Below are 12064 nucleotides of genomic sequence, written 5' to 3'. Positions count from 1 at the left end.
CGTGTTCAGGGATACGTGTTCAGGGATGCGGCGTGCAGGGGCGCGGCGCGCTCAGCCCGTCAGCCGGGCGTACTGCCGCCGCGTGCGCTCCGCGCTCGCCTTCGGCGCGGCGGCCATCAGATCGGCGACCGTCTGCCCGGCCAGCTCCCGCCGCCAGGCCAGTTCCGCGCGGCGCATCGCCGTGGCCACCCCGCACGGCCGGGCGAACTCCCGCCCCGCGCCCTGCCCCCCGTGCCCCTGCTGCCGGATCTCGGTGCAGACGAACGGTTCCAGGGGCCCCTCCAGGGCGGTCACCACGTCCATGAGCGTGATCCGCTCGGGCTCCCGCGCGAGCGAGAACCCGCCGCGCGCGCCGGGCGTGGAGTCGAGGATCCCGGCGCGGGCGAGGGCCTGGAGGCGCTTCTTCAGATACTCCTGCGGCAGGTCGAACCAGACGGCCAGCCTGCGGATGGGCACCGGCCCCGCGTCCCGCAGCCAGGCCAGGGTCAGGCAACTGTGCAGCCCCCACTCGACGCCTTCGCCCATGTTCATAAAAGGGGATGCTACACATCCCGATTGTCCTCTACGGGGACGGGCCTCCGGCTACGGCCCGTACCCCTCGACGACGCGCCTCGCCTCGTCGTACAGATACGGGCCCTCGCTCCGCACCGCCGGCCGGCCCGCGGCGGGCTGCAAGTCCCGTAGCTGCCCGGCGGACAGGGCGTACACCACCCGCCCGAGCCCCGACCGCGCCAGCGCCCCCGCGCACATCCCGCACGGCTCGCAGCTCGTGTACATCGTCGTCCCCGCCGCGGTCTCCGCGTCCAGCTCCCGCGCCGCCCACCGCGCGAGCTTCAGCTCGGGGTGCGCGGTGATGTCGCCGTCCGTGGCGGCGGTGTTCCGCTCCTCCGCCCGCACGTCCCCGCCGGGCCCCACGAGCAGCGAGCCGAACGGCCCGTTCCCCTCGCCGCGCGCCTGCGCCGCCAGCTCGAACGCCCGCCGCAGAAACCGCTCCTCGCCACGCTCCACCGCCACCACTCCCTCCACACGAGCGACGAAGGGGATTCAACCCGACGCCGCCGGCACGCGGCACCCGCCGCGCCCACCCGTGACCTGCGCATTTCACCGGCTTTCAGACGCCCTCCCGGCGCTGAAACGGCGCTGAAAGGCCGTTGAGCGCGGTGCCCCGCAAGCTTCGGGGCATGACGACGACCACCGACTCACCCGCCATCGCCGCCACCGGGCTGCGCAAGTCGTACGGCGACAAGACCGTCCTCGACGGCATCGACCTGCACGTGCCGGAAGGCACCGTCTTCTCTCTCCTCGGCCCGAACGGGGCCGGCAAGACCACCGCCGTCAAGATCCTTTCCACCCTCATCACCGCCGACGCCGGCGCCATCCGCGTCGCGGGCCACGACCCGGCCACCCACGCCGACGCCGTACGCGCCGCGATCGGGGTCACCGGCCAGTTCTCCGCCGTCGACAACCTCATCACCGGCGAGGAGAACATGCGCCTCATGGCGGACCTGCACCACCTGCCGCGCGCCGAGGGCCGCCGGATCACCGCCGAACTGCTGGAACGCTTCGACCTCACCGACGCCGCCGCCCGGCCCGCCGCCACCTACTCCGGCGGCATGCGCCGCCGCCTCGACATCGCCATGACCCTCGTCGGCAGCCCGCGGATCATCTTCCTCGACGAGCCGACCACCGGCCTCGACCCGCGCTCCCGCCACGACATGTGGCAGATCATCCGCGAGCTGCTGACCGACGGCGTCACCGTCTTCCTCACCACCCAGTACCTCGAAGAGGCCGACGAACTCGCCGACCGCATCGCCGTGCTGCACGGCGGCAGGATCGCCGCGCAGGGCACCGCCGCCGAGCTGAAGCGGCTCGTCCCCGGCGGCCACGTGCGGCTGCGCTTCGAGGACCCCGGGGCGTACGAGCGGGCCGCGGGCGAGCTGCGCGAGACCGTACGCGACGACCAGGCGCTGACGCTCCAGATACCCAGCGACGGCACCCAGCGGGAGCTGCGCGCGATCCTCGACTGGCTGGAGGCCGCCGACGTCCACGCCGACACCCTCACCGTCCACACCCCCGACCTCGACGACGTCTTCTTCGCCCTGACCGCCGCGCCCGAGAAGGAAGCCGCCCGATGAGCACCCTCGCCCTGGCCGTACGCGACTCCGCCACCATGCTGCGCCGCAACCTGCTGCACGCCCGGCGCTACCCCTCCATGACCCTCAACCTGCTGCTCACCCCGGTCATGCTGCTCCTGCTCTTCGTCTACGTCTTCGGCGACACCATGAGCGCGGGCCTCGCCGGCGGCGCCCCCGACCGCGACGTCTACATCGCCTACGTCGTGCCGGGACTGCTGCTCATGACCATCGGCAGCACCACGATCGGCACCGCCGTCTCCGTCGCCACCGACATGACCGAGGGCATCGTCGCCCGCTTCCGTACGATGGCGATCCACCGCGGCTCCGTGCTCATCGGGCACGTCCTCGGCAGCGTGCTGCAGTGCCTGGCCAGCGTCGTCTTCGTCGGCGCCATCGCCGTGGCCATCGGCTTCCGCTCCACCGACGCCACCGTGCTGGAGTGGCTCGCCGCCTTCGGGCTGCTGGCGCTCTTCGCGATGGCGCTGACCTGGGTCGCCGTCGGCATGGGGCTCGTCAGTCCGAACGCCGAGGGCGCCAGCAACAACGCCACGCCGCTGATCCTGCTGCCGCTGCTGTCCAGCGCGTTCGTGCCGCTCGACGCGATGCCGGGGTGGTTCCGGCCGATCGCCGAGTACCAGCCGTTCACCCCGGCCATCGAGACCCTGCGGGGGCTGCTGCTGGGCACGGAGATCGGGCACGACGGGTGGCTGTCCTTCGCCTGGTGCCTGGGGCTGGTCGTGCTCGGCTACCTGTGGTCCAAGGCGTCGTTCAACCGCGACCCGAAGGAGGCGCGATGAGCCCGCGGGCCACCTCGCGCAGCTCGCTCCGCCCCAGGGCGGCGTACTCCGACACCGCGTCGGCGTACGCCGCCCCGTCGGCGTCCTGCGCGGCACGGCGGGCGCGGTCGACGGAGAGCGTCGGGTGGAACGCCTGCGGTACGTACAGCCGCTCGGCGAGGGCCACCAGCCGTACGGCGGACGTGTCGCCCGCGGCGAGGCGGACGAGGCCGAGGCAGAGCACGGCGGTGCCGTCGACTCCGGCCTCCGCGGGGACCTCCGTGGCGGGGAGGGGTCCGGCGAGGAGCAGCGCGCGTATCCGTCTCTCCAGCAGGGCAACCAGATCGGCGACGGGCTCCAGGCGGCCCGCGTAGGCGTGGGCGGCGACGGCGGCGGCTGCGACGTGCAGGCCCCAGGAGTCGTCGAGCGGGTCGGCGGGCGGCGCGTCGGGCCGGTCGCCGGGCGGGCCCTCGTCCGGTGGCGTGGACAGCGCCACCGGCACCGCGACCGGCGGGTACGTCGCCTCCCGCGGTCCTCCGGGGCGCAGCTTGTCCACCGCCGTACGCCAGTGCTTCAGCCCCAGCTCCGTCAGCCCGCGCGACAGCGCGATCTCGCCCCACGCCGCCTCGTACCCCGCCAGCAACTGCGGCTGCTCCGCCGCGGACCGCTCCTCCTCCACCCGCCGCAGCCACATCTCCGCCTCGTCCGGCTCCCCGCGCTGCAGGCACGCCAGCACCAGCCCGCGCCGCAGCCCTGTCGTCGGCGACTGGTCGCCCAGGTGCGCCAGCGCTTCCAGCGCGGCCAGCAGATGCCCGTACGCCTCCTCGCCCATCCCGGCCTCCATGCACAGCTCGCTGCACCTGGAGTGGCCGAGGAGGCCGAGGGACGGGTTGGGTACGGCGTCGACCGCGGCGAGCACCCGGCGGGCGGCGGCCAGCGCCCGCCCCGGCTCGTGCGCGTGCTCCAGCAGGTAACTGGCGACGCACTCGGCGATGCCGGCGAGCAGCGGGGCGTCGCTCGCGCGGAGTTCGTCCAGCGCGCCGTAGCCGGGCGGGCGCATGCCCGGTGCGGCGCACAGCACGACGGCCAGCGCCCGCAGCAGGGTGTCCGGCTCGGCGGGGGGCAGGCGGCGCAGGGTGGCGAGGTGGCGCGGGTGGAGCGGGCCGTAGCCCATGAACGGGGCGGCCGTGGCCAGGGCGCACAGGGTGCGGGTGACCTCGGTGTGGCGGGGGTCGGGGCGGTAGTGCGACAGCGGGCGCGCGGTGTCCGCGGCCAGGCCGAAGGTGCGGTGGAAGCTCGCGGAGTCGGTGATCCAGACGCCGGCGAGGACGGCGCCGGCGGCGGCGGTGGTGGCGTGGTCGCCGCGGGCGAGGGCGTAGCGCAGGGCGAGGACGAGGTTGTCCTGCTCCGCGCGCAGGCGGGGCCAGTGCTGGAGCGGCTCGCGGCCGAACAGCGCGTCGTGGTGGGCGACCCCGAAGTCCCGCGCCCAGCCCAGGAAGCGGGCGGTGACCGCCTCGTCCTCGCCCGCCGCCGCGCGCCGGGCGGCGCTGAACTCCCGCACCGTCTCCAGCATGTGGAAGCGGATCCCGGCGGCGGTGTCGGCGGCCTTCAGCAGCGACTGGTCGACGAGCTGCTCCAGCAGCTCCAGCGCGTCCCCGCTGGTCAGCAACTGCTCCGCCGCCTGTGCCGTGAAGCCGCCGGGGAAGACCGACAGCGCCCGCAGCGCGCCCCGGGCGTCCTCCTCCAGCAGGTTCCAGCTCCACTCCACGACGGCGTGCAGCGTGCGGTGCCGCTCGGGCGCGTCCCGCGACCCGCCGCGCAGCAGCGCGAACCGGTCGCCGAGCCGCCGCGCGATCTCCGGTACGGACAGCACCCGCACCCGCGCCGCCGCCAGCTCCACGGCCAGCGGCAGCCCGTCGAGGTGCCGGCACAGCTCCGCGACGGCGGCGGGCGGGAGTTCGGCGTCGGGGCGGGCGGCGCGGGCGCGCTGGGCGAAGAGCTCCGCGGAGGTCTCGGGGGTGAGCTGGGGGAGGTGGTGGACGGCCTCGGAGCTGAGCCCGAGGGGCGCGCGGCTGGTGACGAGCACGCGCAGGTCGGCGGCGCTGGTCAGCAGGGCGCGTACGAGATCGGCGGCGCCGTGGACGACCTGCTCGCAGTTGTCGAGGACGAGCAGCGCTGGCTGCCCGCCGAGGGCGGCGACGAGGGTGGCGTGGACGTCGGCGCCGGGGGTGCCGCTGCCCCCGCCCACGGCGGAGGCCACCTCGCCGGCCACATCCTCGTCGGCGCGGACGCCGGCCAGCGAGACGACGTGCACGAGCTGCTGCTCCGCGCGCCGGCTGACGGCGTACGCCAGCCGCGTCTTGCCGAGGCCGCCGGGCCCGACGATCGAGGTGAGCCGGGAGGAGCGCAGCAGGGCGCCGACCGCGGCGAGGTCGGCGTCGCGGCCGAGGAGCGGGTTGGGGTCGTGCGGCACACCGTGCCGGACGGCGGGGGCCCCGGCCCGTAGCAGCTCCTGGTAGACGGCCTTGAGCGCGGCGCCCGGGTCGGTGCCGAGGCCGTCGCGGAGCCGGCGCCGGTACGCGTCGTAGCGGGCGAGCGCCGCCGCGGGCCCGGCGGACGCGGCCTCGGCGCGGAGCAGCTCCGCGAGCACCTCCTCGTCGCGGGGCGCACCGGCGTGGAGCCGGGCCAGCGGCGCGGCGGCCTCCGCGCGCCGGCCGGTCCGGGCGAGGGCGAGGGCCCTGGCCCGTACGAGATCGGCGTACGCCGCGGCGTGCTCGGCCCGCAGCTCCGCCACCGGATCCCCGGGCAGTCCCTCCGCCTCCGGCGGCGCGTCCCAGTACCCGAGTCCCTCCTCGGCGGCGGCGAGGGCGGCGGCGTGGTCCCCGGCGCGTACGGCGCGCGCCGCGTCCTCGGCGCACCGCTCGACGGCCGCGGTGTCGACCTGCTCCGGCGCCAGCGCCAGCCGGTACCCGGTCGGGGTGCTGACGACGACGTCCGCCCCGACCTGGGCGCGGGCGCGGGAGGCCAGGATGCGCAGCGCGTTCGCCGGATCCGCCGGCAGCTCCTCGCCCCACAGCCCGTCGACCAGCCGTCCCACGCTGCATCCGCCCCGCAGCTCCCCGGCGAGCAGGGCGAGCAGGCCGCGTACGCGGGGCGCGGTGATCTCCCGCCCGCGGAAGGCGACGCGCGACAGAAAGGTCAGCTCGACGCGGCCGGTCACGGCGGCTCCCTCCGCGAGGAACAGGTGTGCGGGCAGCCTATAGCGAGGGCTTACGGGCCACCGCACCGAAATCGTCGACCGCGGTGGGCGCGCCGACCTCGGCGGCGTCGGGACGCCACAGCGACACGGACAGCAGCCCCGTCTCCAGCATCTCCAGCCCGTCGAAGAACCGGGCGAGCTGGGCGGGACTGCGGTTGCTCCGGGGATTCTCCCCGGCCTCGTTCCACTGCCGGATCATCTCCCGCATCTCGGCGGGCCTGATCACCTCGGTGTCGTCGCAGAGCACGAGGAAGCTCCCGGGAGACAGCGCGGCCATGAGCCGCCCGACGATGTCGTACGCGGCGTCGTCGGTGAGGTGCGCGGTGATCCCCAGCAGCACGAGGGCGACGGGCTGGCTCAGGTCCAGCAGTTCCATATCCGCGCGGAATGCGGCACGGAATCGTCGACCGGCGCGTGGTTCTCAGCCATGGCGCCCACCCCTGAAAGGTAACCCCGCCGGGGCGACCCGACGAGACGCGCGGCTGTGGCCCCGGAGCCGGGCACGGGGGCGGCGCCCGGACCGGGCACGGGGCCGGTGCCCGGGTTCAGCGCGGCACGAGCCGGAGGGCGGCGGCCTGCGCCTGCGGCGTCACGATGCTGCCGAAGATGTCGGCGGGATAGCGCCCGTACTTCGCCCGGTACGCGGCATCCAGCCGCGACGTGGTCTCGCCCCCGTCCCCCACGTCCACGAAGGCGACGTCCTTGTCGACACCCCCCGCCCGGATCCGCCCCTCCAGCCGCGACCGAGTCCCCCGGAACCACGGCCCCTGCGCCCCCTTCACGGACCGCACGTAGACGTCGTCCCCGTCCCGTACGACCCACATGGTCACGGGGTCCCGCAGAGTGCCGTCGCCCCGCAACGACTGCAGGTTCAACTCCTCGGCACTCCCGATCCGCTCCAGCTCGTCATCCGTCCAGCCGGCCATAGAGGTTCCTCCGCTTCGTACCCCGAGCAAGCCCCATACAGCCCAAAACCTAAACAAACCACCCACCCTCCGCACCCCCACAAGAGCCAATCGAGCACCACGGCCCAACGCCGGGCCGAAATACGGCACTTAGCGCGGAGAAGGGGAATGCGAAAGGGCCCGCCCAGCATGCATGCTGGTCACGGGCCCTTCTCCAGATGTGGCGGCGCCAGGATTCGAACCTGGGAAGGCTGAGCCGGCAGATTTACAGTCCCCCGTGGAAAGCACCTCTGACCTGCTGTTCTCCGGCGCCGGCCGGTGTCTGCCCCACACCTGCCCCACCCCGGGTCATCGCGGCATGAACCCGGGCTTCTCCCGCGCCAGCGCGTCCAGGCGTGCCAGGTAGTCTTGCGCGCCAGCTTCCTTGCTGTACCGCCGTCGCATCTCTGCGGCCAGTTCACGGCTGGTCATGATGAGCGACGGGACAGATTTCCGATCACCTTCGAGGGCTCGTTCCCCCATAACCAATGCCTGTTCCAAGTCACCTTCACGTGCTGCCGTGACTCCAAGGGTGACGCGAGCCTCTGCATTGCGCATTGGTGACCGTTCATGGCCGTCGAAATCGGTCCCCGCCCTCAAGACTTCTTCAGCCAGTGTGCGGGCAATCTTATCTTCACCGACCAGCCGATAGCAGTCCATTGAATAGAAGTCGAATTTCGATGGGTCTACCACGAAATGGTTGTCCAGGTTCTCGGGGTGCGGCATCCCTTCGAGCATCCGCCGCCCCTTGTCAAGAGCAACCTCAACTTGTCGCCTGTCCCCGAGGCGGGCCCACGCCTTAGCTTCCTGGGCAGCGAGCTGAACCGCGACGCCGTGGTGTGGAGCCGCTTCAGCTCCTGCTTGTGCTGCGGCAACAACGCCGCGATAGTCGCCGGTCGTGAGGGCGAACCACGCCCGCATCTCGTGTGCCCACCCTGCTACCTCGGCATTGTCAGCCTCGTTCGCGAGGGATAGGGCAGCGCCCCTTGTGGCTTCAGCGGCGTGACGATTCCCCGTGTCGTATTCGACACAGCCGACTAGCAGAGCGAGCCAGCCGGAGAGGGCCAACACCTCTCGGTGCTGGGCGAGCGTAAGGCTTTTCTTGTGAAGTTCGACAACACGGCGTAGCCACTGCCGTCCCTCGATGAGCAATTGTTCGCTTGGCATGTACGGGTACTCAGAGCTGAGTCGGTCGGCCGTGATTCTCAGGGCATCGAGCGTCGCATTGTCGACATCGGACTTTCCTAGCCGGCTGACGATTTCCAGTGTTTCCAAGCCGGTCGCTGCCAGGATCTCGCTTTCTCCGTCGCGTCGTGAAGGTGCGGGGAAAATGGCGTGCGTCACCGTGCCGAATGTGGCCGCGATGATTGGCTGGTAGAACTCGTTTGGCATCTGGCCTGACTCCCAGCGCTTCCACTGGCGAATCATGCTGTCTTCCGCAGGGAGCTCCGAGGGAGCGTGCGCCCGCAGAGCCCTGACGGCCTTCCGCTGAGACCAGTCACGCGCTGCACGCTCCGCGGCGATGCGCCGCGCCCACGTGGGCCTGTCGTCGGTCATGCGCCCTCCTCTGGGTGCCTATCCCGAGTGTCTCTCGCGTGTGGGGGCGACAGGGAAGGGGACAGGGGGGTGTCACCGGACATGTCCCCACCTCCGCTTCGCCGCCCCCTAGGTGTCAGCTACCTCACAACTCCCGTTCCTCGCATGCTGGTTGCAGATCACGAACCACCCGGTGCGGAGCCCTCTTCGAGTGCTGCGACCCGTTCGGTCAACGCCTGAACCTGGGAGCGGATTTCCTTGATCTCGTCACGTACATCGCTGGTAGGCGCCCCGTCGCTGACGAAGTTGCCGAGGTTCCCGGCCGAGACGATCGCCCCTTCAGCTCGGAGTGCGGCTAGCCCGTTCTGGATGGTCTGGCTCGCGAACCCGAAGCGCTCCATCAACTCGCGTTGTGAGGGGAGCTTGTCGCCGGGCTTCAGCTTCTCGTCCTTGATCTCTTCGCGGAGCGCGTTTGCGACCTGCACCGCCTTCGGGGTGGGTCCTCCTGTGACAGCCATGCTCTGAGAGTACCCACCACAGCGAACTAGTGAGCATCACCGCATGGGGCTTGTGCACCACAGCAGACTAGTGCAAGCTAGTTTGCAAGCAGGGCAGAAGCCCTCACTCTTTGAGAACTCCATAGCGTGCCGACCCAGCCACCTGAACAGGGGTGGTCGATGGGTGCGGGTCATCACCCCGACCGTCCATGTCGGGCCGGGTGACCTGCCCGGACCCGCTCTTCGGGGCGGTGACGGCACTGCCTGATCTGAGATTCGCAGCACATTCGCGAGGGTCTCCCCTCGCTCAACGACTCAGCGGCCTGACGCCGCTGAGGGCTGCCTGATCCGCCCGTCTCGTACGGGCGGTGAGGGGGAGTCGGAAAGGCCGGCACCAAGTGCACGGCCCCGGGGTGCCACCCGGGGCCGTGTCGCAGGCACCTGTGTAGGAGGCACCTGTGGTCATGAGTTTGACAGAAGCGGAGCGTCAGGAGCTTTCGCGGAAGAACGCGGAGCAGAACAAGCGGTCCGAGGACGACGTGCGTGCGCGGGGTCGCGGCTGATGGCGGGCTCCGGGTACGGACCTGACCCGGCGGCGGAGCACTCGCAGCAGTACGGCGAGTCCGTGAGTGCGTGGATCGCCAGCGCGGATCCGCCCATGGCGGGCAGCGAACTCGCCTGGGCACAGGAGCAAGTGCGCACCGCCCAGACGGACGCTGCACACCTGACCGACCAGTCCTGACCCTGGGCCCGGCACCCGTCGGCCCGGTTGCTCGATAGCCCCGGCATCCATGCCGTGAGGGCGCGGGATCGAATCCCGTCCGGGGCGCCCCTCCTTCCGCTCCACACACCAATCGGCGCACCCCCCAGAGATGGCCCTCTGGGGGGTGCTGTCGGGCCGTCCCACGTGAAAGGGCAAACGACCCATGAACAGTATTGCCGCACCTGAAGTCGCCGACTCCGGTGACACGTCCGGCCGTGAGCCGACCGCGGCGGAGCTGGCCGCGATCGAAGCTGAGATGCCCGTCATCCACGCGGAGGTCGCGTTCCTGGACGCGCAGATCACCGTCTTGGACCGGGTGCCGGGCGAGCTGGACACCCGGCGTCTGCGACGGGCCCGCCGCCGGGTCCTGGCCGCTCGCCGCAAGCTGGCCAACGGCCGCACCGCCGGTATGACGGGCGGTGCTGCATGAGCGACGTTTCCCGTTGTCCGGCCGCTCACCCCGACGACCCGACCCCGTGCGAAGGGCCGGCCGTCGTGACCGTCCTCGACGCGCACAACACGGGCGCGGACGGCTGCGAGCACCATGCCGCCCGGCTGCTGGCCTCCCTGGAGGACGGCAGGGTCTACGCCCTGCCCGACGCCCCGGCCTGCGCCGCCCTGCGGGTGCTCACGGCCGCGGACGCCATCCCCCCGTTCGTCTGGAACGAGGGCGCCCCGCGGACGCAGCCGAACCAGCGCAGCCACGCCGAGAACCGCCGCAGGGGGTGGACGGCATGAGTACCCGCGAGTCGAGCCTTGCCGCCGCTCATGCGGAGGTGAAGGCGGAGATCGCCCGTATCGACACCAAGGCCAGCCTGTTACTGGCGCTCATCGCCGCCGTCTTCGCGGGGGCATGGACGGTCGGCAGCAACGCGCCGCTGACCGTACCGGCCGGAGTGCTGGGCGGCACGGGTGTCGGGCTGCTGGTGGTCGCCGTCGCGCTGCTGCTGCGGGCGGTGCGCCCGAACACGCGCGGCGGGCACGGCTTCCCGCTGTGGGCCACCCTCACCCCCGACGAGATCCGCACCCGGCTGCCCGACGACCAGGCCGCGGACATCGCGAACCTGTCCCGCATCGCGCTGGTCAAGTTCAAAGCGGTCGGCCGCGCCGTAGACCTCATCCGCACCGCCGGCGCGTTCTTCTTCGCCGCTGCGCTGCTCACGCTGGGAGGTGCCGTATGAGCACCACCACGACCCCCGAGGAACGGCGTGTGCCGCCGCTCACCCGCCCGGAGACGGGCCTTGCCGGCATCGCCGCGTTGGCGGCGGCCGGTGTCGGCGTGCTTGGACTGGCTTCGTCGTTCGAGGCGGTATCGGCCGCCGCTGAGCGGTGGGGCTTCGGCACGCCGTGGATGCTGCCGGTCGGTATCGACATCGCCATCCCGGTCTTCACCGTCGCCAACCTGCTGCTGATCCGCATGGACATGGCGTTGGCGTGGGTGCGGTTCGTGCCCTGGATCCTCACCCTGATCACCTGCTGGCTGAACGTCGCCGCCGGGCACACGCTGTCCGCCCGGCTGGCGCACGGCACCATGCCGCTGCTGTGGGTGGTCTTCTCTGAGATCGGCGCCCACATCTACGCCGTACGCATCGGCGCGGTCACCGGCCGGCGCATGGAGAAGGTCCGCTTCTCCCGGTGGCTGCTGGCGCCGCGCTCCACGTTCGGGCTGTGGCGCCGGATGACGCTGTGGGAGGTCACCTCCTACCCCACCGCGCTCGCCCTGGAGAAGCGCCGGCTGCTCGCCCGCGCCGCACTGCGCGAACAGTACGGCCGCTTCTGGCGGTTCAAGGCCCCGCGGCGTGAGCGCGTCCTGCTGCGCATGGGCGACCTCGCCCCCGCCACCGACCCGGCCCCGGCGCCGCGGGACGACGACCCCAAGCCGCCCCCTTCGGAGGGGGCAGGGCCGAAACCGCGCCCGCGCCGCCGTACGGGCACCAAGGCCGGGGGCCGGCCGCAGCGCAGCTTCGAGGAGCTGCTGACCGCCGCCCGCGAGTCGACCGCCGCGTGGAAGCCGGCAGAGCTGACCGCGGACCGTATCCGCACCGCGGTGGGCTGCTCGCAGGCCAACGCCCGCAAGCTGCGCGACACGCTCAAGGCCGAACGCGGGGGCGAGCCGCCGCTGCTCGCCGTGGCCGGTGATGCGGCGTGAGCGGC

The 12064-nt window shown here is 72.3% G+C and carries 14 protein-coding genes; 7 read left to right on the top strand and 7 right to left on the bottom strand.

The genetic code is table 11. From position 1 onward, the window contains the following. Window positions 1-51 precede the first annotated feature (51 nt). Entirely contained in the window at window positions 52-531 is a 480-nt protein-coding gene (locus FB457_RS03565; RefSeq protein WP_047017523.1) for an RrF2 family transcriptional regulator, read from the bottom strand. A 51-nt stretch (window positions 532-582) separates the two neighbouring features. Continuing rightward, window positions 583-1008: a nucleoside deaminase gene (locus FB457_RS03560; RefSeq protein WP_145780885.1), complete on the bottom strand. Its 426-nt coding sequence runs from the start codon at window positions 1006-1008 to the stop codon at window positions 583-585. Window positions 1009-1181: 173 nt separating this feature from the next. Here FB457_RS03560 and FB457_RS03555 point away from each other — a divergent pair, with 173 nt between their 5' ends. Both FB457_RS03555 and FB457_RS03550 read left to right on the top strand, forming a co-directional pair. Then, window positions 1182-2135, top strand: coding sequence for an ABC transporter ATP-binding protein (locus tag FB457_RS03555; protein ID WP_047017524.1), 954 nt, complete (start codon window positions 1182-1184; stop codon window positions 2133-2135). Further along, window positions 2132-2932 carry an ABC transporter permease gene (locus FB457_RS03550; RefSeq protein ID WP_047017525.1) on the top strand — a complete coding sequence of 267 codons (801 nt, stop codon included), beginning with the start codon at window positions 2132-2134 and terminating at the stop codon, window positions 2930-2932. Before FB457_RS03555 ends, FB457_RS03550 begins: the two co-directional genes overlap by 4 nt. Here FB457_RS03550 and FB457_RS03545 read toward each other — a convergent pair. The 5 genes from FB457_RS03545 to FB457_RS03525 all read right to left on the bottom strand — a co-directional run bounded on the left by FB457_RS03545 (window position 2904) and on the right by FB457_RS03525 (window position 9168). Further along, window positions 2904-6131 (bottom strand): BTAD domain-containing putative transcriptional regulator, encoded by a 3228-nt coding sequence (locus tag FB457_RS03545; RefSeq protein ID WP_145780767.1) that lies wholly within the window; start codon window positions 6129-6131, stop codon window positions 2904-2906. The two genes, FB457_RS03550 and FB457_RS03545, sit on opposite strands and share 29 nt — an antisense overlap. A gap of 37 nt (window positions 6132-6168) precedes the next feature. Continuing rightward, window positions 6169-6546: a class I SAM-dependent methyltransferase gene (locus FB457_RS03540; protein WP_486588913.1), complete on the bottom strand. Its 378-nt coding sequence runs from the start codon at window positions 6544-6546 to the stop codon at window positions 6169-6171. 169 nt (window positions 6547-6715) lie between these two features. Further along, window positions 6716-7096 carry a DUF2255 family protein gene (locus FB457_RS03535; protein ID WP_145780765.1) on the bottom strand — a complete coding sequence of 127 codons (381 nt, stop codon included), beginning with the start codon at window positions 7094-7096 and terminating at the stop codon, window positions 6716-6718. Window positions 7097-7423: 327 nt separating this feature from the next. Beyond that, window positions 7424-8671 carry an NsdA family TPR-like regulatory protein gene (locus FB457_RS03530; RefSeq protein ID WP_145780763.1) on the bottom strand — a complete coding sequence of 416 codons (1248 nt, stop codon included), beginning with the start codon at window positions 8669-8671 and terminating at the stop codon, window positions 7424-7426. A gap of 158 nt (window positions 8672-8829) precedes the next feature. Continuing rightward, window positions 8830-9168: a winged helix-turn-helix domain-containing protein gene (locus FB457_RS03525; RefSeq protein WP_486588912.1), complete on the bottom strand. Its 339-nt coding sequence runs from the start codon at window positions 9166-9168 to the stop codon at window positions 8830-8832. Between the two features lie 541 nt (window positions 9169-9709). Here FB457_RS03525 and FB457_RS03520 point away from each other — a divergent pair. The 5 genes from FB457_RS03520 (at window position 9710) to FB457_RS03500 (ending at window position 12059) form a co-directional block, all read left to right on the top strand. Next, window positions 9710-9889 carry a hypothetical protein gene (locus tag FB457_RS03520; RefSeq protein WP_145780761.1) on the top strand — a complete coding sequence of 60 codons (180 nt, stop codon included), beginning with the start codon at window positions 9710-9712 and terminating at the stop codon, window positions 9887-9889. 184 nt (window positions 9890-10073) lie between these two features. Further along, on the top strand, window positions 10074-10340 hold the full coding sequence (locus tag FB457_RS03515) for a DUF6284 family protein (RefSeq protein WP_145780759.1): 267 nt from the start codon (window positions 10074-10076) through the stop codon (window positions 10338-10340). Window positions 10341-10405: 65 nt separating this feature from the next. Then, a complete protein-coding gene (locus FB457_RS03510; protein WP_486588911.1) occupies window positions 10406-10648 on the top strand; it encodes a hypothetical protein in 243 nt (80 codons plus the stop codon). Beyond that, complete coding sequence (locus FB457_RS03505) at window positions 10645-11091, top strand: Pycsar system effector family protein (RefSeq protein ID WP_145780755.1); 447 nt, start codon at window positions 10645-10647, stop codon at window positions 11089-11091. The genes FB457_RS03510 and FB457_RS03505 overlap by 4 nt, the downstream gene beginning before the upstream one ends. Beyond that, a complete protein-coding gene (locus tag FB457_RS03500; RefSeq protein ID WP_145780753.1) occupies window positions 11088-12059 on the top strand; it encodes a DUF2637 domain-containing protein in 972 nt (323 codons plus the stop codon). Before FB457_RS03505 ends, FB457_RS03500 begins: the two co-directional genes overlap by 4 nt. Window positions 12060-12064: the final 5 nt, after the last annotated feature.

It is taken from the genome of Streptomyces sp. CNZ287, assembly GCF_007827615.1.
The sequence above is the reverse complement of the archived record's forward strand: the minus strand, read 5'-3'. Positions and strand labels throughout refer to the sequence as shown.

Bases quoted from the DNA above. Each gene is read 5' to 3' on its own strand.
- FB457_RS03540 (WP_486588913.1), bottom strand. From the start codon at position 6,546: ATGGAACTGCTGGACCTGAGCCAGCCCGTCGCCCTCGTGCTGCTGGGG.
- FB457_RS03550 (WP_047017525.1), top strand. From the start codon at position 2,132: ATGAGCACCCTCGCCCTGGCCGTACGCGACTCCGCCACCATGCTGCGC.
- FB457_RS03555 (WP_047017524.1), top strand. From the start codon at position 1,182: ATGACGACGACCACCGACTCACCCGCCATCGCCGCCACCGGGCTGCGC.
- FB457_RS03565 (WP_047017523.1), bottom strand. From the start codon at position 531: ATGAACATGGGCGAAGGCGTCGAGTGGGGGCTGCACAGTTGCCTGACC.
- FB457_RS03525 (WP_486588912.1), bottom strand. From the start codon at position 9,168: ATGGCTGTCACAGGAGGACCCACCCCGAAGGCGGTGCAGGTCGCAAAC.
- FB457_RS03505 (WP_145780755.1), top strand. From the start codon at position 10,645: ATGAGTACCCGCGAGTCGAGCCTTGCCGCCGCTCATGCGGAGGTGAAG.
- FB457_RS03500 (WP_145780753.1), top strand. From the start codon at position 11,088: ATGAGCACCACCACGACCCCCGAGGAACGGCGTGTGCCGCCGCTCACC.
- FB457_RS03515 (WP_145780759.1), top strand. From the start codon at position 10,074: ATGAACAGTATTGCCGCACCTGAAGTCGCCGACTCCGGTGACACGTCC.
- FB457_RS03530 (WP_145780763.1), bottom strand. From the start codon at position 8,671: ATGACCGACGACAGGCCCACGTGGGCGCGGCGCATCGCCGCGGAGCGT.
- FB457_RS03520 (WP_145780761.1), top strand. From the start codon at position 9,710: ATGGCGGGCTCCGGGTACGGACCTGACCCGGCGGCGGAGCACTCGCAG.
- FB457_RS03535 (WP_145780765.1), bottom strand. From the start codon at position 7,096: ATGGCCGGCTGGACGGATGACGAGCTGGAGCGGATCGGGAGTGCCGAG.